16 protein-coding genes and 1 tRNA gene are annotated in these 23360 nt (G+C 66.6%); 10 read left to right on the top strand and 7 right to left on the bottom strand.

Features of this window, described 5'->3' with window-relative positions; all coding sequences use genetic code 11:
- Window positions 1-58 precede the first annotated feature (58 nt).
- The 6 genes from lplT (at window position 59) to QPK29_RS12990 (ending at window position 9475) form a co-directional block, all read left to right on the top strand.
- Window positions 59-1273 (top strand): lysophospholipid transporter LplT, encoded by a 1215-nt coding sequence (gene lplT / locus QPK29_RS13015; protein ID WP_371769062.1) that lies wholly within the window; start codon window positions 59-61, stop codon window positions 1271-1273.
- Between the two features lie 173 nt (window positions 1274-1446).
- Window positions 1447-3807, top strand: coding sequence for a M1 family metallopeptidase (locus QPK29_RS13010; RefSeq protein ID WP_371769061.1), 2361 nt, complete (start codon window positions 1447-1449; stop codon window positions 3805-3807).
- A 70-nt stretch (window positions 3808-3877) separates the two neighbouring features.
- A complete protein-coding gene (locus QPK29_RS13005) occupies window positions 3878-6211 on the top strand; it encodes a M1 family metallopeptidase (protein WP_371769060.1) in 2334 nt (777 codons plus the stop codon).
- Entirely contained in the window at window positions 6208-6693 is a 486-nt protein-coding gene (locus tag QPK29_RS13000; RefSeq protein ID WP_371769059.1) for a DUF6702 family protein, read from the top strand. Before QPK29_RS13005 ends, QPK29_RS13000 begins: the two co-directional genes overlap by 4 nt.
- Window positions 6693-8681 (top strand): TonB-dependent receptor, encoded by a 1989-nt coding sequence (locus tag QPK29_RS12995; protein WP_371769058.1) that lies wholly within the window; start codon window positions 6693-6695, stop codon window positions 8679-8681. The genes QPK29_RS13000 and QPK29_RS12995 overlap by 1 nt, the downstream gene beginning before the upstream one ends.
- 41 nt (window positions 8682-8722) lie before the next feature.
- Complete coding sequence (locus tag QPK29_RS12990) at window positions 8723-9475, top strand: 2OG-Fe dioxygenase family protein (RefSeq protein ID WP_371769057.1); 753 nt, start codon at window positions 8723-8725, stop codon at window positions 9473-9475.
- A gap of 256 nt (window positions 9476-9731) precedes the next feature.
- Here QPK29_RS12990 and QPK29_RS12985 read toward each other — a convergent pair whose 3' ends face one another.
- Both QPK29_RS12985 and QPK29_RS12980 read right to left on the bottom strand, forming a co-directional pair.
- The gene (locus QPK29_RS12985) at window positions 9732-10964 is read right to left on the bottom strand and encodes a DUF1501 domain-containing protein (RefSeq protein ID WP_371769056.1); all 1233 of its coding nucleotides are present in this window, start codon (window positions 10962-10964) and stop codon (window positions 9732-9734) included.
- Between the two features lie 17 nt (window positions 10965-10981).
- A complete protein-coding gene (locus QPK29_RS12980; RefSeq protein ID WP_371769055.1) occupies window positions 10982-12478 on the bottom strand; it encodes a DUF1800 domain-containing protein in 1497 nt (498 codons plus the stop codon).
- A 157-nt stretch (window positions 12479-12635) separates the two neighbouring features.
- Between QPK29_RS12980 and QPK29_RS12975 the strand changes: the two genes are divergently transcribed.
- From QPK29_RS12975 to QPK29_RS12960, 4 genes are read left to right on the top strand one after another with little or no spacing between them, the layout of a single operon-like run.
- A complete protein-coding gene (locus tag QPK29_RS12975) occupies window positions 12636-12986 on the top strand; it encodes a DUF3147 family protein (protein ID WP_371769054.1) in 351 nt (116 codons plus the stop codon).
- A 29-nt stretch (window positions 12987-13015) separates the two neighbouring features.
- Window positions 13016-14125 (top strand): efflux RND transporter periplasmic adaptor subunit, encoded by a 1110-nt coding sequence (locus QPK29_RS12970; protein ID WP_400189769.1) that lies wholly within the window; start codon window positions 13016-13018, stop codon window positions 14123-14125.
- 10 nt (window positions 14126-14135) lie between these two features.
- A complete protein-coding gene (locus QPK29_RS12965) occupies window positions 14136-17252 on the top strand; it encodes an efflux RND transporter permease subunit (protein WP_371769052.1) in 3117 nt (1038 codons plus the stop codon).
- A gap of 50 nt (window positions 17253-17302) precedes the next feature.
- A complete protein-coding gene (locus QPK29_RS12960; RefSeq protein ID WP_371769051.1) occupies window positions 17303-17896 on the top strand; it encodes a PEP-CTERM sorting domain-containing protein in 594 nt (197 codons plus the stop codon).
- 69 nt (window positions 17897-17965) lie between these two features.
- Here the strand turns inward: QPK29_RS12960 and QPK29_RS12955 are convergent, their stop codons facing one another.
- The 5 genes from QPK29_RS12955 to QPK29_RS12935 all read right to left on the bottom strand — a co-directional run bounded on the left by QPK29_RS12955 (window position 17966) and on the right by QPK29_RS12935 (window position 23352).
- A complete protein-coding gene (locus QPK29_RS12955) occupies window positions 17966-18733 on the bottom strand; it encodes a hypothetical protein (RefSeq protein ID WP_371769050.1) in 768 nt (255 codons plus the stop codon).
- Window positions 18734-18959: 226 nt separating this feature from the next.
- A complete protein-coding gene (locus tag QPK29_RS12950; RefSeq protein ID WP_371769049.1) occupies window positions 18960-20252 on the bottom strand; it encodes a hypothetical protein in 1293 nt (430 codons plus the stop codon).
- Window positions 20253-20264: 12 nt separating this feature from the next.
- The gene (locus tag QPK29_RS12945; RefSeq protein WP_371769048.1) at window positions 20265-21797 is read right to left on the bottom strand and encodes an MBOAT family O-acyltransferase; all 1533 of its coding nucleotides are present in this window, start codon (window positions 21795-21797) and stop codon (window positions 20265-20267) included.
- A gap of 299 nt (window positions 21798-22096) precedes the next feature.
- Window positions 22097-22172 (bottom strand) — tRNA-Thr (locus QPK29_RS12940).
- Between the two features lie 178 nt (window positions 22173-22350).
- Complete coding sequence (locus QPK29_RS12935) at window positions 22351-23352, bottom strand: class 1 fructose-bisphosphatase (RefSeq protein WP_056130402.1); 1002 nt, start codon at window positions 23350-23352, stop codon at window positions 22351-22353.
- Window positions 23353-23360: the final 8 nt, after the last annotated feature.

Here is a 23360-nt window from a genome sequence, read left to right as displayed (position 1 = left end):
TTCTGTATTTACAGCAAGCGAAACCGGCGTCCGGGACGGCTGTGATATACCGTTTCCCATGAATGCCGCATTCTTCGCCATCGTCGGTGCCCAGTTCTTTTCGTCGCTGGCGGACAGCGCGCTGTTCATCCTGTGCGTGTCGCTGGTCGCCACGCTGTCGTTCCCGCAGTGGATGACGCCGATGCTCAAGATGGGCTTCGTCCTGTCGTACATCGTGCTGGCGCCATTCGCCGGCGCCTTCGCCGACCGTTTTCCCAAGGGCCGCGTGATGCTGCTGACGAACACCGTCAAGATGCTCGGCTGCTCGCTGATCCTGGCCAAGGCCAATCCCCTGCTCGCCTACGGCATCGTGGGGCTCGGCGCCTCCGCATACTCGCCCGCCAAGTACGGCATCCTGGCCGAGGTGCTGCCGCCGCGCCGCCTCGTGGCGGCCAACGGCTGGATCGAGGGCACGACCGTGCTCGCCATGATCCTCGGCACGGTGCTGGGCGGCGTCCTTTCCGCCAATCCGCAGGCGATCGCGTGGCTGCTGCACCTGACCGTGCCATGGCGGGCCACGCCCATCGGCATGGCGGTCGCCGTGATCGTCATGACGTATTTTCTGGCGACGCTGTTGAACCTGCCCGTGATGCACGCCGGCGCCCGCCCGGACGACGCGCGCCGCCCTTTGCCCGCGCTGCTCGCCGATTTCTATCGCTGCAACCGGACGCTGTGGCAGGACCCCGAAGGCCGCATCTCGCTGGGGGTCACGTCGCTGTTCTGGGGCAGCGGCATGGTGCTGCAGGTGCTCTTGCTGACGTGGGCGCAGAACGTGCTCGGTCTCACGCTGGACCGTGCCGCGGCGCTGCAGGGCGTGTTCGCACTCGGCGTCGCGGTGGGCGCCGTCGTCGCCGGCAAGGCCGTGCCGCTCGTGCGCTCGCTGTCCGTGATGCCGCTGGGGGCCGTGATGGGCGGCGGGCTGTGCGCGATGGTGTGGGTGCATTCCGTCGCGGTGGCGCTGCCGCTGCTGCTCGCGATCGGCATCCTGGCCGGCCTGTTCGTCGTGCCGATGAACGCGATCCTGCAGCACCGCGGCCACCGCCTGATGCCTGCCGGCCAGTCGATCGCCGTGCAGAACTTCAACGAAAACCTCGCCATCCTCGCGATGACGTCCACCTATGCGCTCGCCCTGCAGGCGCAGCTGCGGCTCGATACCGTGCTCGTGCTGCTGGGCCTCCTGATCGTGCTCGTCACGCTGGTCTTGCGCGGGATGGCGGCGCCGCGCATCGACTGAAGTGTCCGCCGGCGGTGTCCGCCCGGTGTCCGTTCATGTGTCCGCGTGTCCGACCGTATCGCACGCGCCACGCCCATCCGTATGTATCAGTCTTGTTACACATCAAATAAGGTAATGGCTGAACGTCAAGACTAGAATATTTTCCTTCTTTCAACCATGAATGCAGGGTAAATATGATACGTTTCCCGATCGGCCTGGCGGCGCTATGCCTCAGCATGGCGGCAATCGCGGCGGAACCTTTCGATGACAAATTCCGCCAGCTCGACGAATTGCTGCCCACCCCGACCACGATCCGCACCGCTTCCGGCGCCCCGGGACACGCCTACTGGCAGCAGCGCGCCGACTACACGATCCGCGCCACGCTGGACGAAAGCAGGCGCGCCATCAGCGGTACCGAGACGATCACGTATCACAACAATTCGCCCGACACGCTGTCCTACCTGTGGATCCAGCTCGACCAGAACATCTACAAGCGCGATTCCGACGCGCGCATGACGGCGACCGTGCCCTCGCGCGACGCCTGGGCCAAGGCGCGCGGGCCGGAAGACGGCTATAAATTCGACGCGCTGCGCTCCGTGCTGGAAAAGAGCACGTTCGACGGCGGCTTCAGGATCGCCGCCGTGAAGGATGCGGGCGGCCGTCCGCTGCACGTCGCGATCAACCGCACGATGATGCGCATCGACCTGCCGCAGCCCCTGAAGCCGGGCGCGAAGGTCGCGTTCTCGATCGACTGGAGCTACAACATCAACGAGCAGAAGGTGCTCGGCGGCCGCTCCGGCTACGAGAAGTTCGATGAGGACAAGAACGACCTGTTCGAGATCGCCCAGTGGTTCCCGCGCATGGCCGCGTACTACGACGTGACGGGCTGGCAGCACAAGCAGTTCCTCGGCACCGGCGAATTCACCCTGGAATTCGGTGACTACGACGTGCAGCTGACCGTCCCCGCCGACCATATCGTGGCCGCCACCGGCGAGCTGCAGAATCCTGGCGACGTGCTGACCGCCGCCCAACGCCAGCGCCTGGAGCAGGCGCGCACGGCCGGCAAACCGGTCATCATCGCCACCCAGGCCGAGGCCGAGGCGCGCGAAAAGACCCGCGCCGGCGGCACGAAGACGTGGCGCTTCCGCGCGAAGAACGTGCGCGATTTCGCGTGGGCGTCGAGCCGCAAGTTCATCTGGGACGCGCAAGGCTTCAAGAAGGACGCGACCAATGTGCTGGCGCAGTCGTTCTACCCGAAGGAAGGCAATCCGCTGTGGGAAAAATACTCGACGGCCGCCGTGATCCACACGATCGCCGAGTACAACAAGTATTCGTTCGACTACCCGTATCCCGTCGCGATTTCAGTGAACGGTCCGGTGGGCGGGATGGAATACCCGATGATCTGCTTTAACGGCCCGCGCCCGACGAAGGACAAGAAGACGGGCGAGCTCACGTACTCCAGCCGCACCAAGTATGGCCTGATCAGCGTCGTGATCCACGAGGTGGGCCACAACTACTTCCCGATGATCGTCAACTCCGACGAGCGCCAGTGGACGTGGATGGACGAAGGCCTGAACAGCTTCCTGCAATACCTGGCCGAACAGGCGTGGGAAGAGCACTATCCGCAATCGCGCGGCGAACCGCGCGCCATCGTCGACTACATGAGGAGCACCAACCAGGTGCCGATCATGACGAACTCGGAATCCATCGCCGCCCTCGGCTACAACGCGTACGCGAAGCCGACGGCCGCGCTGATCGTCCTGCGCGAGACGGTGCTGGGCCGCGAGCTGTTCGACTTCGCCTTCCGCGAATACGCGCAGCGCTGGAAGTTCAAGCGCCCGACGCCGTCCGACTTCTTCCGCACGATGGAAGACGCCTCCGGCACGGACCTCGACTGGTTCTGGCGCGGCTGGTTCTACACGACCGACCACGTGGACGTGAGCGTCGACGGCATCAGCGAATACACGGTCGGCACGAAGGATCCCGAGATCGAGAAGGCGTGGAAGAAGGCGCAACGCGATGCCGAGCCGATCTCGATCACGGACCAGCGCAACAAGGGTACCCTGCCGCGCCGCGTGGACTCCCATCCGGAGCTGAAGGATTTCTACAACGAGCACGACGCGTTCACGGTCACGAACCGCGACCGCAACAAGTACAACGAAGCGCTCGGCGACCTGGAAGACTGGGAGAAGAACCTGCTCAAGGAAGGCAAGCATCTGTACCTCGTCGACTTCAGCAACCTCGGTGGCCTCGTGACGCCGCTGATCCTCGAGATCACGCTTGCGAGCGGCAAGAAATACATCGAGCGCATTCCGGCCGAGGTGTGGCGCTACACGCCCAGGAAGATCACGAAGCTGATCATCACGGACGAGCCGATGGTCGCGCTGACGCAGGACCCGAACTGGGAGACGGCCGACACGGACACCGGCAACAACAGCTGGCCGCGCAAGGCGATGCCGTCGCGGCTCGAGTTGTACAAGACCGAGCATGACAAGGACAACCTCATGAGGGACTTCAACGAGAAGCTGAAGACCAAGGACGACAAGGCGGAATAACACGCCCGACGTCTACCCGCGGCAACGGCGCCCACGAGGTGCCGTTGCCGTTTTCACTTTTGACACCGCCATGAAACGCCTACCCCTCATCGCCCTCCTCGTCCTGGCGCCGGCCACCCACGCCCAGGCGTTCGACGACAAATTCCGCCAGCTGGACGAACTGCTGCCGACACCCAGCGACACCCGCACCGCGTCCGGCGCGCCGGGCCACGCGTACTGGCAGCAGCGCGCCGACTACCGCATCCGCGCGACGCTCGACGAAGCCAGGCGCGCCGTCACCGGTTCGGAAACCATCACCTACCACAACGACTCGCCGGACACGCTGGCCTATCTGTGGGTGCAGCTGGACCAGAACATGTTCCGCGCCGATTCGGACAACCGCCGCATCGCCAGCCATCCGTCGCGCGACGCGTGGCGGTCGGGCGGCACGCCGTTCGAGTCGGCGCGCTTCCTCGTCGAGAGCGCGAAATTCGACGGCGGCTTCAAGATCGCGTCGGTGACGGACCGCAGCGGCCACCCGCTGCGCACCACGATCAACAAGACGATGATGCGCATCGACCTGGCCGAGCCGCTGAAGCCCGGCGCGCGCGTTGCGTTCGACATCGCGTGGCGCTTCAACGTGCCCGAGACGACCGTGCTCGGACGGCGCATGGGCTTCGAGCGCTTCGACAAGGAGGACAAGAACGACCTGTTCGAGATCGCCCAGTGGTTCCCGCGCATGGCCGCGTACTACGACGCGCACGGCTGGCAGAACAAGCAGTACGTGGGCGACGGCGAGTTCACGCTGGAATTCGGCGACTACGACGTCGAGCTGACGGTCCCCGCCGACCACATCGTCGCCGCGACGGGCGAGCTGCAGAACGCCGGCGCCGTGCTGACTGCCGCGCAACGCGAACGCCTCGCGCGGGCGCGCACGGCCGGCAAACCCGTCGTCATCGTCACGCAGCAGGAAGCGGAAGCGAACGAGAAGCAGCGCGCCACGACAATGAAGACGTGGCGCTTCAAGGCGTCCAATGTGCGCGACTTCGCGTGGGCATCGAGCCGCAAATTCATCTGGGACGCGCAGGGTTTCAGGAAGGACGGGACGAACGTCCTCGCCATGTCGTTCTACCCGAAGGAAGGCAACCCGCTGTGGGAACGGTACTCCACGCAGGCCATCATCCACACCATCGCCGAGTACAACAAGTACGCGTTCGATTACCCGTACCCCGTCGCCATCTCCGTGAACGGTCCGGTGGGCGGCATGGAATACCCGATGATCTCCTTTAACGGCGGCCGGCCGGTGAAGGACAAGAAGACGGGCGAGCTGACGTACTCGAAGAACACGAAATATGGCCTGATCAGCGTAATCATCCACGAGGTGGGCCACAACTACTTCCCGATGATCGTCAACTCCGACGAGCGCCAATGGACGTGGATGGACGAGGGCCTGAACTCGTTCATGCAGTTCCTGGCCGAGCAGGCATGGGAAGACCACTACCCGTCGCGCCGCGGCGAAGCGCGCAACATCGTCGACTACATGAAGAGCCGTAACCAGGTGCCGGTGATGACGAACTCGGAATCCGTCACGCAGCGCGGCAACAACGCGTACGCGAAACCGGCGACCGCGCTGAACGTCCTGCGCGAGACGGTCCTCGGCCGCGACCTGTTCGACTTCGCCTTCCGCGCATACGCGCAGCGCTGGAAATTCAAGCGCCCCACGCCGGCCGATTTCTTCCGCACGATGGAAGACGCGTCGGGCACGAACCTCGACTGGTTCTGGCGCGGCTGGTTCTACACGACGGACCATGTCGACGTGAGCGTGGACGGCATCAGCGAATACACGGTCGGTACGAAGGATCCGGAGATCGAAAAGGCGTGGAAGAAGGCGCAGCACGACCTCGAACCGGTCTCGGTCACGGACCAGCGCAACCAGGGCACGCTGCCCCGTCGCGTGGACTCCCATCCGGAACTGAAGGACTTCTACAACGAGCACGACGCGTTCACGGTCACGAACCGCGACCGCAACAAGTACAATGAGGCGCTGGGCGACCTCGACGACTGGGAACGGAACCTGCTGAAGGAAGGCAAGCATCTGTACCTCGTCGACTTCGGCAACGTCGGTGGACTCGTGACGCCGCTGATCCTCGAGATCACGCTTGCGAGCGGCAAGACATACGTCGAGCGGATTCCGGCCGAGGTGTGGCGCTACAATCCGAAGAAGATCACGAAGCTGATCGTCACGGACGAACCGATGGTCGCGCTGACGCAGGACCCGAACTGGGAGACGGCGGACACGGACACCAGCAACAACAGCTGGCCACGCAAGGCGGTGCCGTCGCGGCTGGAGTTGTACAAGACCGAGCGTGACAAGGACAACCTGATGAGAGATTTCAACGAGAAGCTGAAAAAGGTGGACAAGTGAAGCTGCAGCGCATCGCGATGTTGCTGTGCGCCTGCGTGAGCATCCACGCCTCCGCGCACCGCTTCCACGCCGGCATCGCCGACATCAGCTACAACGAGCGCACGGGCAGCACGGAAGTCGTGCACACGTACATGGCGCACGACGTGGAGGCGCTGCTGACGGCACTGTACCAGCGCCAGTTCGACCTGTCCGATCCCGAGGACCAGGCCGTGCTGCGCAAGTACGTTGAAAAGCAGTTCTGGCTGGCCGACAAGGACGGCCGCCGCCTGCCGCTGAACTGGGTGGGGGTGACGGTCGACACGGACAGCGTCGTCGTGTTCCAGGAGGCCGTGCGCACGCCCGTCGCGCACGTCGAGACGATCCACGACGCCGTGCTGAGCGACTTCCTGCCCGACCAGCAGAACACCGTGAACCTGACGGCGAACGGCAGCCTGCGCACGTTCGGCTTTACCAGCAGCCGCACCGAACTCCCCGTCCACTGATGCGCCCGATCGCCCTGCTGCTCGCCACGCTGTTCGTGCCCGCCTGCGCGTGGGCGGACGATCCCGTGATCCAGCGCGTGCTCGTCGAGGGCGCGCGCACGAGCCAGCTGGGCATCGCGGATGCCGCCAGCGCCGGCACCGTCAACCAGAAGGAACTGGCGATGCGCACCGTGTACCGGCCCGGCGAACTGCTGGAAGCGGCGCCGGGCCTGATCGTCAGCCAGCACAGCGGCGAAGGCAAGGCGAACCAGTTCTTCCTGCGCGGTTTCAACCTGGACCACGGCACCGACCTGGCCACGTACCTGGACGACATGCCCGTCAACCAGCGCAGCCACGCGCACGGCCAGGGCTGGACCGACTTGAACTTCCTGATCCCCGAACTGACGGCGCGCCTCGACTACAAGAAGGGGCCGTACTCCGCCAGCGAAGGCGATTTCGCGTCCGCCGGCAGCGCTGCCATCACCTATGCGAACCGCCTCGCGCGCAACGTGGCCACCGCCAGCATCGGCCAGGACGGCTACGCGCGCACGGCGCTGGCCGCATCGAAGGAGATCGACGACGGCGTGCTGACGTATGCGCTGGAAGCCCTGCACAACGACGGCCCGTACGCGCACCCGGACGATTACCAGAAGCTGAACGGCGTGCTGCGCTACAGCCGCGGCTATGCGAACAACGGCTGGAGCGTGACCGCGATGGCGTACCGCGGCCGCTGGAATGCGACGGACCAGATTCCCGAACGCGCCGTGGCCGCCGGCCTGCTGGGCCGCTTCGACGCGATCGACACCACCGACGGCGGCGCAGCGAAGCGCTTCAGCCTGTCTGGCGCATGGCGCCGCACGGGCCAGGATTCGGCGTCGAAGGTGAGCGCCTACGTCATCCGCAACCAGCTCGACCTGTGGTCCGACTTCACGTACTTCATGAACGACCCGGTCAACGGCGACCAGTTCGCGCAGCCGGACCGGCGCGTGACGAGCGGCGTCAACGCCACGCGCAGCTGGCACGTGCACCGCGGCGAGACGTCGACGTCGGACATCACCGTCGGCGTGGAGGCGCAGAACGACAACATCTTCAACGGCCTGTATCGCACGGCCGCGCGCAAGACCTTGTCCGTGACGCGCGCGGACCACATCGTCGAGACGAGCCTTGGCGCCTTCATCGAGAACGCGACGCGCTGGAACCCGTGGCTGCGCTCGACGGTGGGCGTGCGCGCGGACGATTATCGCTTCCGCGTGCGCACCGGCGGCATCGACGGCAGCGACTCGCTGGCCAGCCCGTCCGCCAACATCGTGTTCGGCCCATGGCGCCGGACCGAGTTCTACGTGAACTACGGCGCAGGCTTCCACAGCAACGATGCGCGCGGGACCCTCACGGCGCCCGGCCTCGTGCGCTCGCGCGGCATGGAGCTGGGCCTGCGCACCGAAGCCATCCCGGCGATGCAGACGGCCATCTCCCTGTACCGCCTGGACTTCGATTCCGAGCTGACGTACGTCGGCGACGAAGGGACGACCGAGGCCGGCCCGCCCAGCCGCCGCATCGGCATCGAGTTCTCGAATTACTACAAACCGTATAAATGGTTGTCGGTCGACTTCGATGCCGCCTACGCGCATGCGCGCTCGCGCGGCGTCGCGCCGGGGCAGGACCGCATCCCGGAAGCGATCGAGGGCGTCGCCCAGCTCGCGCTGACGGTGAGCCAGGTCGGCCCGTGGGAAGGCGCGCTGCGCCTGCGGTACTTCGGACCGCGTCCGCTCGTCGAAGACGACAGCGTGCGCTCGCGCGCCAGCACGACCCTGAACGGCCGCCTCGGCTACCGCGTGAGCCGCGACCTGCGGCTGGAACTGGAAGGGTTCAACCTGGCGAACCGGCGCGCGTCCGCGATCGACTACTACTATGCGTCGCAGCTGCGCGGCGAAACGGCGCCGCGCGAGGACGTGCATTTCCACCCGATCGAGGCGCGCTCGTTCCGGCTGACGCTCGTCAGGAACTGGTGATGGCCGGCACGGCCGCCTGCAAAAAGTGCTAGGCTACCGGGATGACAACACCGCAACCACCTTATACCGATCCGGCCCGCATCGCCGACGCGCTGCGCGGTGACGGCTATGCGCTGCTGCGTCCGGCCGACGTGGCGCAACTGGCCGGCTGTTCGCTCGCTGAGCTGGCGGCGCTGGCGCCGAGCTGGGACCGCCTGGAACTCGACAACTACCTGAAGGACGGCGGCCGCTATCGCCGGCGCCGGCATTCGTGCTTCGTCGACAGCGGCGCGACCCTCGCGCAGAGCCCGCACCGCGCGCACTGGCAGCCGGTCGAGTACAACGCCCTGCACGGCGGCATGCACCGCCTGTTCGTGCCCATCGAGCCGTCCACCGTCGAGCAGCCGGCCTGGCCCAAGTTGCTGCGCGCGCTGGGCGCCGTGTGCTCGCAGGTGAAGGGCCGGCAGACCTGGTACGTCGAGGCGCACCAGTTCCGCATCGATACCGCCGACGGCATCGGCCGCCCCACGCCCGAAGGCGCGCACCGCGACGGCGTCGACTTCGTTGCCGTCATCCTGATCGGGCGCGCGAACATCAAGGGTGGCGAGACGCGCGTGTTCGAGGCGAACGGCCCGAAAGGCCAGCGCTTCACGATGACGGAACCGTGGACGCTGCTGCTGCTGGACGACGCGTCCGTCATCCACGAATCGACGCCGATCCAGCCCATCGGCGCCGATGGTCACCGCGACACGCTCGTGCTGACCTGGCGCGCCGGTGCTTTCCAGGGCGACGACGCCGAAACGACCGGCGCCTGAGACTGCCCTCCGCGCGGCCGTTTGCGCCGCGCGTCCCCGACTGAACAAAAGAAAGGCATGCGGCATCGCATGCGTCTACAAATGTTAGCGTCGGACAATTTCTGATAAAAAAAAAAGCCCGCGACCTTGCGGTGCGGGCTGAATCCAGGTTTTCGGAGAAAATCTGGAGGAGACAGGTACAACTATAGTCCCAATTTTTGTGCACCGCAATACGGTAGAACTACTATATGTAGAGGGCGGCCTCTAGAGTAGAGACTTACGCACCAACGATACGGAATCCAGCACGTTTTTGCGGCATTGCGGGAAAGACCTGTTCCAGACGCTTGTCGCCTAACATTAAATGTTCTTCCGATATTTGCGCTAACACCGAACGAAAGTCGGTAAAGACCGGCAAATCGCGGCCCTCGTTCAGTTTCGCATCGCCGACGCCTTCCCAGTCGCCATAAACCCTGCCGCCGCGCACCTTGCCGCCCATGACCCACATCGCATTGCCGTGACCATGGTCGGTGCCGCCGTTGCCGTTCTCGCGTGCCGTGCGGCCGAATTCCGACATCACGACGACCACCGTGTCGTCGAACAATGGACCAAGGCGCTCGGCCAGCACGGCCAGGCCCTGCCCCAGCGGTGCGAGACGGTTCGCGAGCTGGCCGGTCGCGGCGCCCTGGTTCGCGTGCGTGTCCCAGCCGCCCAGCGCGACGAACGCCAGCTGGATCTTCGGATCGTTGCGCATCAGGCCCGCCAGGCGGGCGGCATCGTCGGGGAAACCGTTCGGCAGCGGCGCGCCGCGGTCGGCCGCCAGCATCTCGCGACTCTCAAGGGCGTCCATGACTTCGCGGTGGGCCGCGCGCCCGTCCGCGTACGCGCGCCCGAAGCGGGGGTGGTTCGCATACAGTTCGTCGAACGCGGCCTTGACGGCCGGCCGGTCGAGCAGGTCAGCGCGCGCGGCGGCGGCGACGTTCGGCAGGTTCACGGCCGCGGCCTGGCCGGACAGGATGCGCGGCAGCACGGGGCCGATGCCCAGCAGCCGGCTCGGCGACTGCGGGCCGGGCAGCGCGGCCACGAGACGGTTCATCCAGCCGTCCGGCGTGTTCTTGCGGCCCGGCGTCGCGGATTCCATGTAGTCCTGCGCGTCGAAGTGGGAACGCGTCGCGTCCGGCGAACCGCTGGCGTGCACGAACGCGAGCTTGCGCGCGGCCCACAGCGGCTGCAGGCTGGCCAGCGCGGGGTGCAGGCCGAAGTAGCCGTCCAGGTCCAGCGCCCCGCCCTCCATCCCGGGTGCCGCGAGGCCGATCGTGGGCCGCAGGCGCAGATAGTTCTCGTCGCCGACGGGCGCCACGACGTTCAGGCCGTCGACGGCGCCGCGCAGCATCACGACGACGAGCTTCCTGTTCGTGGGGCCGGCGGCCGCTGCGCTCACGGCCCAGGCGCCGCGGCCGACAGGCAGCAGGAGGCCGGCGCCCACCGCGTTGAGAAAATGCCTGCGTCGCATGAGATCCTCCGATGGAATCAGCGCTGCATGAAATCGGGGCTGCCGAGCAGCATGGCGGCCCGCAGGTTGTCCGGGTTGCGCTGGACGATGCCCAGCGTGCGCGGCGAGATCGATCCGGCCAGCGTCGCCTGCAGCCGGGCCGGATCGAGGGGCCCCGCCGGCGCATCGGCCGGCACCGTCGCCAGCGGCAGCCTGCCGCCCGCCAGCGCGCTCGCGAAGGCGATGCGCCGCGTCAGCGCGTCCGGGTTCAGCCACGCGTCCTGCGTGTTCTTGTACCCGTCCGGCGTCTGGCAGCCGTACAACGGCATGCCCAACTGGTTCATCGTGTTCACGAGCGGCCCCACGTTCGCCACCTGCACACCGCTTGCCCGCAGGGCCGAGACCACGTACTGGTAAGGCGTCTTGAACTTCGCGCCGACGCTCCCCGCGTCCATGAATTCGGGGCTCGCGAACAGCGTCGCCAGCACGGCGCGGATATCGCCCTGCGACGCCTGCCACGTGGCCGCCATGCGGTCGACGAGGCTTGGTGGCGGCTCGTCGCTGACGAAGTACTGCGCCAGCTCGCGGCTCACGTGGCGCGCCGTGGCGGGATGCATGGCCAGCACGTCCAGCGCAAACTCCCCTTCCTGCTCGCCGGCGGGCGCGATCGCGCGGCCCAGCCACGTCTTGGCGCCGGCATCGTGGCGGCCGGCGTCGAAGCGGAATGTCTCGCCCGTGCGCGCGAGACGCTTCTGGTCGAACGTCCACCCGGTCAGCATGCGCGCCAGCTCCGTCACGTCGCGCTGCGTGTAACCGCCGTCCGCGCCCAGCGTGTGCAGCTCCATCAGCTCGCGCGCATAGTTCTCGTTCAGGCCACGCGCTTTTCCCTTCGCATCCGGGCGCGGCGCCGACGACACGACGTTATCGAGGTAGAACAGCATCGCCGGATGCTTCGCCGTCGCGCCCAGCAGCGCACGGAAGGAACCCAGCGCGTATGGTCGGATCGCGTCGCGTTCGTAGCTCGTCACCAGCGCGCGGGCCATGCCCTTGCCGGCGAAGACGTTGAAATGGTTGTACCAGAAGTCGACCATGACCTCTTCCAGCTGGCGCGGGCTCTCGACGGCGCGCAGCAGCCGGGCTTCCGCGGCCTGGCGCGCCACGCGCATCCCGGCCTCGCGCCGGCGCTGTTTCGCCCCCGCGTCGTCCATCCGCACGTCGCGCCGCAGTTCCAGGAACTCGGCCAGCGATGCGCCCGCGCTGCGATTCACGGTGTGCAGTGCCGCCAGGCGTGCGTTCAGGTCGGCCGGCAGCGGGATCGTCTCCGGGTGCAGCTGCTGGTCGATCCAGCGCTGCACGCCCATCTGCGCCACGCGCTCGACGTCGCCGGGACGCGGTCCGTATGCGAGGCGGTTCAGCACGTGCAGCGCCTGTACATCCGGAGCAGATGCGGCATCAGCGGCCGATGCGGCATTCGTCGCCATCAAGGCGGCGGCCAGCAGGGCAAGCGATGCGCGTCGGATCGTGTTGAGCTTCATGTTGACCGCCATTTAACCGCGAATGGATGAGCGGGAATATCGACGCGACGTTTCAGTGGTAAGGATTTGTAACGGAACATGACAGCCGGGACCATACGGAACAGGCGTCCTCGAGTGTGCTTTGTTACACTGTCGCAGTTTGACTTCTGGTTTCGCCATGCTCTGGATCGTGCTGAAATACCTCATCACCGCCGCCGTTGTCGTCCTGGTGTCGGAAGCTGCCGCGCGCTCCGATCGCCTCGGGGGCCTGGTCGCGTCCCTGCCGCTCGTGACCGTGCTGACCCTGATCTGGCTGCACGTCGAGCACCAGCCCGAGGAAAAGATCGCCAATCACGCGTGGTACACGCTGTGGTACGTGGTACCGACGCTCCCCATGTTCGCCGCCTTCCCCTGGCTGCTGGCCCGCTTCGGCTTCTGGCCCGCGCTGGGCGCCGGGGTCGCGATCACGGTGGCCAGCCTGCTCCTGTTCGCCCTTCTGCTGAAACGCTTCGGCATCCATCTACTTTGAACGCCATGACTCCCGCCCAACTCCGCCGCATGTCCCGGCCCGCCCTCGCCGTCTCCATCGCCGCCATCCTGGCCAGCACCGTGGGCGTCCTCGTCTCCAGCAATGCCGCCGACGACAAGAAGGCGGCGGCGCCGCGCCCCGCGCTGACCGTCACGACGGCGAAGCCGGAGCAGTCACGCCTGCCGCTCAGCTTCGCCGCCAACGGCAACGTCGCCGCGTGGCAGGAAGCGGTGATCGGCAGCGAGTCGAACGGCCTGCGCTTGCAGGAGGTGAAGGTCAACGTGGGCGACGTCGTCAAGAAGGGCGAGGTGCTCGCCGTGTTCGATTCGGCGCCGGTCGAGGCGGACGTCGCGCAAGCGAAAGCCGCCCTCCAGGAAGCGGAGGCGAATGCGTCCGCCGCCCGCGCCGATGCGAAGCGGGCGCGCGCCCTGCAAAGCTCGGGCGCGCTCAGCGAACAGCAGATCACGCAATACATGACGACCGAGCGCACGGCCGCCGCGCGCGTCGCATCGGCGAAGGCGACGCTGGCCCAGCAACAGCTGCGCCTGAAGTACACGAAGGTCGTGGCGCCGGATGCCGGCGTGATTTCCGCGCGCAACGCCACCGTGGGCGCCGTCGCCGGCGTGGGCGCGGAGATGTTCCGCATGATCCGCCAGGGCCGCCTGGAATGGCGCGCCGAGGTGACGGCCGCCGAGCTCCCGCGCGTCAAGCCGGGCCAGAAGGCCGTCGTGCAGGCGGCCGGCGGCACGAAGGTGCAGGGCCGCGTGCGCACCGTCGCGCCGACCGTCGATGCGCAGAGCCGCGTCGCCCTCGTCTACGTCGACCTGCCGCCGGCGCTGTCGGCCAATGCGCCGCTGAAGGCCGGCATGTTCGCCAGCGGCCAGTTCGCGCTGGGAGAGTCTTCCGCGCTGACGGTGCCGCAGCAGGCCGTCGCCGTGCGCGACGGCTTCGCGTACGTATTCCGCCTGAATGCGGACGGCCGCGTGAGCCAGTTGAAAGTCACGACGGGCCGCCGCCTCGGCGACCGCGTCGAAGTGACGGACGGCCTGCCCGCGGACGCGCTGGTCGTCACGAGCGGCGCCGGCTTCCTCAACGACGGCGACCTGGTACGCAACGTGCCGACGCTGGCGGCGCGTTGAGGGCACGGTCATGAATTTTTCCGCGCTCTCGATCCGCAACCCGATCCCGGCGATCATGCTGTTCGCCCTCCTCACGTTCGCCGGCGTGCTGGCGTTCAAGGCGAACAAGGTGCAGGACTTCCCGGACATCGAACTGCCCATCGTCACCGTCGTCGCGACGCTCGACGGCGCCGCACCGGCGCAGCTGGAGACGGAGGTGGCGCGCAAGATCGAGGACTCGGTCGCTACACTCCAGGGCGTCAAGAACATCTATGCGCGCGTGCTGGACGGCGTGGCCACGATCACCGTCGAGTTCATCCTCGAGAAAGACCTGTCGGACGCCGTCAACGACGTGCGCGACGCCGTCTCGCGCGTGCGCGCCGACCTGCCCGCGGAGATGCGCGACCCGAGCGTGACCAAGACGACGACCGCGGGCCGCGTCGTGCTCACGTTCACGGCGCAGGCGGCCGACGCGCACGGCAAGCCGGCGCTCGATGCGCCCGACCTGAGCTGGTTCGTCGACAACACGGTGTCCAAGCGCCTGCTCAGCGTGCCGGGCGTGGGCGCGGTCAAGCGCGTGGGTGGCGTCTACCGCGAAGTGCGCGTGGAGCTCGACGATCAAAAGATGGCCGCGCTGCGCGTGTCGGCGCTGGACGTCTCGCGCCTGCTGCGCAACGTGCAGCGCGAGGAACCGGGCGGCCGCGGGGACGTCAGCGGCGCCGAGCAATCCGTGCGCACCCTGGCGACCGTGCAGACGGCGCAGGAACTGGCGCGCATGGAGATCCCGCTGCCGGACGGCCGCCACGTGCGCCTGGACGAGATCGCGGCGGTGTCCGACACGGTCGCGGAACCGCGCGCCATCGCCGAGCAGGACGGCAAGCCGGTCGTCGCCTTCGAAATCTTCCGCACGCGCGGCGCCGGCGAGATGGACGTCGCGAACGGCGTGCGCAAGGCGGTCGCCGAGCTGCGGCAAAAGCACGGCAACGTCGTGCTGCGCGAAACGATCGACAACGCGGCGCCCGTCGAGGACAACTTCGACGCGTCGATGGAAATGCTGTACGAAGGCGCCGTGCTCGCGGTGCTCGTCGTGTGGTGGTTCCTGCGCGACTGGCGCGCCACGCTCGTCGCGGCGGCCGCGCTGCCGCTGTCCGTGATTCCCGCGTTCCTCGGCCAGTACCTGTTCGGCTACACGCTGAACATGGTCACGCTGCTGTCGCTGGCGCTCGTCGTCGGCGTGCTCGTGGACGATGCGATCGTCGAGATCGAGAACATCTCGCGCCACCTGCGCATGGGGAAAACGCCGATGCAGGCCGCGCTGGAAGCGGCCGACGAAATCGGCATGGCCGTGATCGCGACGACGTTCTCGCTTGTCGCCGTGTTCCTGCCGACCGCGTTCATGAGCGGCATCCCCGGCAAGTTCTTCAAGCAGTTCGGCTGGACGGCCGTGCTGGCGATCCTCGCGTCGCTGCTCGTCGCGCGCCTGCTGACGCCGATGATGGCCGCGTATCTCCTGAAACCGCTGCCGCACGCGGAGGAGCGCGACGGCGCGATCATGCGCCGCTACATGCGCACGATGCAGTGGTGCCTGCGCCACCGCGGCCTGACGATGATCGCGGCCGCGCTGTTCTTCGTCGGCTCGATCTCGCTCGTGCCGCTGCTGCCGACCGGCTTCGTGCCGCCCGCCGACCGCTCGCAAACGCAGATCAACGTCGAGCTGCCGCCCGGCTCCACGCTGGCGGAGACACGCGCCGTCGCGGAGCGCGTGCGCCAGGTGGCGATGGGCACGCCGAACGTCAAGGGCGTGTTCAGCTCCATCGGCGGCGGTTCCAGCGGCGACGCGTTCGCGCCCGGCGCGGCGGCCGAAGCGCGGCGCGCCGTGCTGACGGTGACCACCGTCGCGCGCGCGGACCGCAAGGAAAAGCTGTCGGCCGTCGAATCGGCGCTGCGCGCGCGCCTGGCCGACGTCCCCGGCGCCCGCTTCACGGTCGGCCCGCCCGACACGGGCGTCAAGATGCAGCTCGTGCTGCGCAGCGAGGATCCGGTCGCGCTGACGGCCGCCGCCCGCCGCGCCGAGCGCGAACTGCGCACGCTGCACGGCGTCGGCAACGTCAGTTCCAGCGCGTCGCTCGTGCGCCCGGAGATCATCGTGCGTCCCGATTTTGCGCGCGCCGCGGACCTGGGCGTGACGGCCGCCAGCATCGGCGAGACCGTGCGCGTGGCGACCGCCGGCGACTACGACCAGGTGCTGTCGAAGATGAACGTGTCGGAGCGCCAGGTACCCATCCGCGTGAAACTGCCGGACACGGTGCGCGCGGACCTCGACGCCATCGGCCGCCTGACGGTGCCCGGCAAGAACGGCCCCGTGCTGCTGGCGAACGTGGCGACCATCACGATGGAAAGCGGCCCGGCGCAGATCGACCGCCTGAACCGCAGCCGCAACGTGACGCTGGAAGTGGAGCTCAATGGCCGCTCGCTGGGCGAGGTGAACGCGGAAGCGCGCGCCCTGCCCGCGCTGAAGAACCTGCCGCCGAACGTGTCGATCGCGGAGCTGGGCGACGCGCAGGAGATGCAGAACCTGTTCGCCAGCTTCGGCCTCGCGATGCTGATCGGCGTGCTGTGCATCTACGGCGTGCTGGTGCTGCTGTTCACGGACTTCCTGCAGCCGGTGACGATCCTCGCGGCGCTGCCGCTGTCGATCGGCGGCGCATTCGTCGCGCTGCTGCTCACGCGTAACGCGCTGTCGATGCCGACGATGATCGGCCTGATCATGCTGATGGGGATCGTGACGAAGAACTCGATCCTGCTCGTCGACTACGCGATCCTCGCGCGCAAGGCCGGCATGAACCGCTTCGACGCGCTCGTCGACGCCTGCCACAAGCGGAGCCGCCCGATCGTCATGACGACGATCGCGATGGGCGCCGGCATGCTGCCGCTGGCGCTGGGCCTGTCGGGCGATCCGAGCTTCCGCTCGCCGATGGCGGTCGCGGTGATCGGCGGCCTGATCACGTCGACCTTGCTGAGCCTGCTGGTGGTGCCGGCCGTGTTCACGTACGTCGACGACATCGAGCACTGGTTCGGACGCCAGGCGCAGCGGCTGCGGCGGCATCCGCATCCGCCGGTGCCGAGCCGGGAAACCGTGGTGAAATGAACGCAGGCAAGGTGGCGCCGCGGGCGGCGCCATCGGTCTAGCCTTGCGCGATGAAGATCCCAACCCTGCTGGGCGGTGCCCTGCTGCTGTGCTCCGCCGCCCACGCCGCACCGTCGGCGTGGGACTTCGAATACCGCGGTTTCTACGACTATCACGATCCCGGCATGCTGCGCACCGACGTGGCCGTGACGGGCAGGATCGTCGGCGAGGACGCCGACGGGGACGGCGTCATCCATGAATCCGAGCTGGATTCGCTGTGGATGACCATGCGGCTGTGGTCCGGCGACTTCGCCAGATGCGGCGGCGGGACCGTCGACCATGATTGCCAGCTCGACGTCTTTGCTTTCCGCCCCGCCAGCGACACCCTCGACATCACCGCGAGCTGGCGCGACAACGACGCGACCCAGCTGGAATATCACACGGAAGAGTTCGTGAGCGGCGACCGCTACGTGGCCAGGTCGAGTTACGGGCACGACTACCCGGTGGACGATTACTACTTGTTCGGCGCGGGGACGATGCTGATCATCACGCCGGGGCCGCCCGTGCCGGAGCCGGGGGCGTGGATGATGCTGGGGGGTGGGCTATTGGCACTTGCGGCCTTCTCCCGTCGTTCCCGCGGAGGCGGGAACCCATACCGAGCTTGATAGGACACTCAGCATGGATTCCCGCTTGCGCGGGAACGACGGCGTAATTGCACGGGGACGACGGTGTAATTAATAGTCGCGGTTGCGGCCACCCAGCAGCTTGGCCAGCACGAAGCCGGCGGCCGCGGCGATGGCGATGGCCGTGCCCGGTTTCTGGCGCACGTACTCGAAGCTGGCTTCCTTCCACTGGCCGTAGGCGTCGGTCAGCTGTTGCTGGCGCTGGCCCAGGTTCAGCGAGGCGCCGCTCAGCACGCCCTGCAGCTTGTCGACGCCGGCGTGGGCGCTGGATGCCAGGCGGTCGACGACCGGCTGCACGCTGTTGACTGCCTTGTCGACCATCGGCTTCGCGGCGTCGGCGGCCTTGTCGATCGACTCGTGCAGGCCCTGTGCGCGGGCATTCACTTGCGCACCCAGGTCCTTCGAATCGCCACCCACACCCGAGCCGGTGGCGGCGCCGGTGCTCTGGCTGTTCTGGCTGCCGCTGCCGCTCGAACCCAGCGAGCTGCCGCCGATGCTCGAGTTCGTGCCGCTGGCGCTGGAGCCCGAGGCGCTCATCGACCCCATGGAACCCGGACCCGACGACGATGCGTTGCCGGCATTGCTGGTGCCGCCCACGGCGCCGGTGCTGGATGCGGTGGCGCCGCCGGTGCTGCTGCCGGTTGTCGAGCTCTGCTGATCCTTGCCCTGGTTCTGTTGGCTGCTCTTGTTCAGGCTGCCCGAACCGGCCGTGCTGCCCATATTGCCCGAGCCGCTGGCGTTCGGCAGGTTGCTGTCCTTGCCCTGGTTGCCCAAACCCAGGTTGCTGCCTTTTGCTTCGCTCGACTTCTGATTATCCATGATGAATTCCTCTTGTAAGATTTTTGACCAATGCGGAGATAACCGATCTTCTTGACCGTGCATCCGTTCAAAAGTTCGACCGATAGGCGGTCCTTCACGTCGCGCCCAAGCGCGATGTCGGAGCGACACCGACGCAATGCGGTGTCTCAATAAAAAAAATATAACTTTTAGTCGATCCGGACTGTGCGCTGCATAACAAAGCGCAGGACGGAAGCGAGCGGGACGCTCAGGGCGCGGACGCGCGGGCGTTCGCGACCAGGTCGCGCGCACCGGCAAAGACTTGCGGATAGTCACCGGCGCATTGCGCGCGCTCGGCGGCGATGCGCTGGCGGTTGGCGGCCAAGGTGTCCGCGCCGAGGCGGAAGCCGAACGCCGTTTCGCCGCCGAGGACGCGCTGCAGGATGCGCTCGCCCAGGGTCGACTTGAAATGGCCGGCTTCCCAGTACCAGCGCGTCGCCGTGCGCGTGTCGCCGGGGGCGGGGATGCGTTCGCAGCGCACGCCGCCATAGCCGCTGAAGTCCCACACGTCGATGCGGGCATTCGGATAGCGGGCGCGCACGGCGTCCGCCTCGCGCACCAGCAACTGCCTCCAGTCGTCCATCGTGGATTGCATGCCCGCTTCCTCGAACATGGCCATCAGCTGCGCGTGGTACGGGTAGATCACCAGGTGCACCTCGGTGCGGTCGCGCGCCATCGTGTCCAGCAGCGTGCGCAGGCGATCGATGCTTTCCGAACGGTTCGTGCCAGCAACGAACAGGTTGTGCGGCTTGCGCACGAGGTTTTTCGCGTTGTCCCCGGCCTTTTGCTGGAAGATCGCGTAATAACCTTCCTGGCGCGCGAACTGATTGTAGTTGCGCAGCGGCGTCTGGCCGCGCCCCGTCATGGTTTCCGGATCCGCCGCGTTCTGCAGGCGCACGGTGCGCAGCGCGTCGGACACGGACTTGATCGAGAACAGCGTATCGAACCGCCATTGCCACGACAACGGTGCTCCGGACGCGGGCGGGGCCGGGGCCGGGGCCTCGTCCGGCTTGACGAGGAAGTCCAGGAACTCGACGCCGATCACGGCCATCGCGGCCGGCGCGGCGCTCCCGCGCAGTCGCGCGTACATGCGCTGGGAGACGGTCAGGCTCGTGCCCGACAGCCCCATATTGTAGGCCGTGCGGCCATGCGCGCTCACCTGCGGGCTGTCCGGATCGAGGCCGACTTCGACGCGCGAATTCCCCAGCAGGATCAGGTCGGGCCGCACGGCCGTGGCCTGGGCCAGCTTGATCTGCTCGCGGTATTGTTCCGGCAGCGGCTTCACATGGTTCAGTGCCGGACTGTCGACGAACCCGTACAGGTGGTACGGGTCGATGACGGCCACGAAGCCCGTGACCAGCAGCACGCCGGCGCCGACGACCGCGCCGCACCACGCGGTAAAGCGCCGGTAGGACGCCTGGGGTTGTACCGCGGCGGCGGCCGGCGCGGCCGCGCCGGCCGTCACCCCGGTGTCGTCGTCATAGCGTCGGATCTGTTCCATGGGCGCCCCGCATCAGAACTGGAAATACAGGAATTCGGCGGGGCGGCTGAGCGACAGCAGGCTGCCGAGCAGGATCGCCCCGATGTAGAAGCTCCAGCGCCGCGACGGCTGCCAGATCTGCCAGCGGGCGGCCAGCCGCGGCCCGGCCATCGTGCCGAGCGCCGCTTCGTAGCGGCCCATGATCTGCTGGGTATTGGGCAGGCAGAACGCGATGAAGCCGCCGATGACGACCCATTGCCACGTCTCGATGAAGCGCGACCCGCCGCCCAGGTAGAACGTCACGCCCCATTGCTCGAGCAGTGCCTTCAGCGGTCCGAGCTGCTGGCCGATCGACGCCGGCAGGCCGATGCCGTCCAGGCCGGCCATGCCGTGCAGGATCGTCATCGCCTTGTCGAAGCTGGTGGCGCGGAAGAACACCCACGCCACGCACACCGCCGCGAACGTCAGCGCCCAGCTGAACACGGCCCAGGCGCGGCCGCGCGGCAGGCGCAGCCTGCCCGCCACCGCGTTCCAGCCGTGGTTGATGACGAGGTAGATCCCGTGCAGCGCGCCCCAGATGACGAAGTTCATGCCGGCGCCATGCCACAGGCCGCCCAGCAGCATCGTCGCCAGCAGGTTGACGTAGCGGCGCACGGGCCCCTTGCGGTTGCCGCCCAGCGGCACGTACAGGTAGTCGCGCAGGAAGCGCGACAGGGTCATGTGCCAGCGGCGCCAGAAATCGACGATATTGGCGGCTTTATAGGGCGAATCGAAGTTCAGCGGCAGGCGGATGCCGAACATCAGCGAGATGCCGATCGCCATGTCGGAGTAGCCGGAAAAGTCGAAGTACAGCTGGAACGCATACGCCAGCACGCCGCCCCACGCGTTCGCGAGCGAGAAGATGTCCGCCATGTCGAACAGGAAGTTGGCATGCGGCGCCAGGTTGTCCGCGATGAGGACTTTCTTGGCGAGGCCGATCGCGAAAATGCTGAGGCCGACCGCGAAGTCCTGGAACGAAAAGCGGTAGCTGGCAGGCTTGTCGAACTGCGGCATCATCTCCGCGTGGTGCAGCACGGGGCCCGCGATCAGGTGCGGGAAATAGGTGATGAACAGCACGTAGTGCAGGAAGCGCGCTTCCTTGACCTTGCCCTGGCAGGTGTCGACGAGATAGGCGATCTGGGTGAACGTGAAGAAGGAAATACCGATCGGCAGCACGACGTGCAGCAGCGGGATGTCGGCGTGGGCCAACCGGTTCGCGCCCGAGATGAAGAAGTCGGCGTATTTGTAATAGGCGAGCAGGCCCAGGTCGGTGGCCACGGCCGCCGTCAGCCACCGCTTGCGCGCGGGACCGGCCGCATGCCCGATGCGCTGCCCCATCCAGTAGTTGAAGACGATGGAGCCCAGCAGCAGCGGAATGTAGTAATAGCTCCACCAGCCATAGAACGTCAGCGACGCGAGCGCCAGCCAACCGGCAGCCTGGACGTGGCTCCGGCGTGCCAGCAGGAAGTAGCCGATGGCGGTGACAGGCAGGAACAGGAACAGGAAGGTGAAGGAATTGAAGAGCATGGCGACCGGTCGGGGCTGGGTTACCGCACGGAGCGCGGATGCCGGTCCATGCGCGTTACCACAGGAAAACCGTTGTAGTAACAATAGCAAAATTCACCAAAAAATACGCACCAAATACTTAACAATCCTGCAAATATAACATCATTTCTTGCACCGACCATTTGTTTTAGACGCAATTTTCAGCATGACGACAACAAGACGAGGCGCGAACCGGCCCGAGAGGAGGATGCAGGGAAGAATTTATGACTAGAACCAAAAGCAAAAAGGGCCACCCGCTTGGGTGGCCCTTCTCACTGTGTTGGTGCCGCTGACCGGAATCGAACTGGTGACCTTCGCATTACGAATGCGCTGCTCTACCGACTGAGCTACAGCGGCTAAACCGGAACAACCGTTTAACCTGTGTCCGTGCTACCTGCCATCAGACTGTTGGCGACCCGAGGTCTCGCGTGCTTCGCTCATCAGATGAGCTGCAGCGCGAAGGAGCCCGCATTCTAACAACAACTTCCCAAACTTGCTAGTCCGACTCGGCAATTTTATGCGGACACGCTGAAAATTATTCCTGGTGGTAGCTCGTCACGCGCTCCACCTCGCTCTTCGAGCCCAGGAACACGGGCACGCGCTGGTGCAGTTTCTGCGGCGCGATGTCGAGGATGCGCTGGCGGCCGTCCGTCGCGGCGCCACCCGCCTGCTCGACGATGAACGCCATCGGGTTCGCTTCGTACATCAGGCGCAGCTTGCCCGGCTGCGACGGGTCGCGCTGGTCGGCCGGGTACATGAAGATGCCGCCGCGGTTCAGGATGCGGTGCACGTCGGCCACCATCGAGGCGATCCAGCGCATATTGAAATCCTTGCCGCGCGGACCGGTTTTGCCGGCCAACATTTCATCGACATAGCGCGTGACCGGCGGATACCAGTGGCGCTGGTTCGACATGTTGATGGCGAATTCCTTCGTCTCTTCCGGGATCTGCAGGTCCTTCTGCGTGAGCACCCACGAACCCATCTCGCGGTCCAGGGTGAAGCAGTTGACGCCCGCGCCCGTGGTCAGCACCAGCATCGTCTGCGGGCCGTACACGGCATAGCCGGCCGCGACCTGCTGGCTGCCCGGTTGCATGAAGTCGGCTTCGGTCGGGGCCGTCATCCCTTCCGGCGCCTTCAGCACGGAGAAGATGGTGCCGATGGAAACGTTGACGTCGATGTTCGACGAGCCGTCCAGCGGATCGAACAGCAGCATGTATTCGCCCATCGGATAGCGGTTCGGGATCGGGTGGATGGATTCCATTTCTTCCGATGCCATCGCCGCCAGGTGGCCGCCCCATTCATTGGCTTCGAGCAGGATCTCGTTGGAGATCACGTCGAGCTTCTTCTGCACCTCGCCCTGGATGTTTTCCGTGTTCGCGCTGCCGAGGATGTCGCCGAGCGCACCCTTGCCGACCGAGTGGGAAATGGTCTTGCAGGCGCGGGCCACCACCTCGATCAGGAGGCGCAGCGATGCCGGGATATTGTTGTGGAGACGCTGTTCCTCGACGAGGTATTGCGTCAGGCTGACACGTTTCATGGACTTCC

The organism is Massilia orientalis (assembly GCF_030411975.2).
GTDB lineage: Bacteria > Pseudomonadota > Gammaproteobacteria > Burkholderiales > Burkholderiaceae_D > Telluria > Telluria orientalis.
The sequence above is the reverse complement of the archived record's forward strand: the minus strand, read 5'-3'. Positions and strand labels throughout refer to the sequence as shown.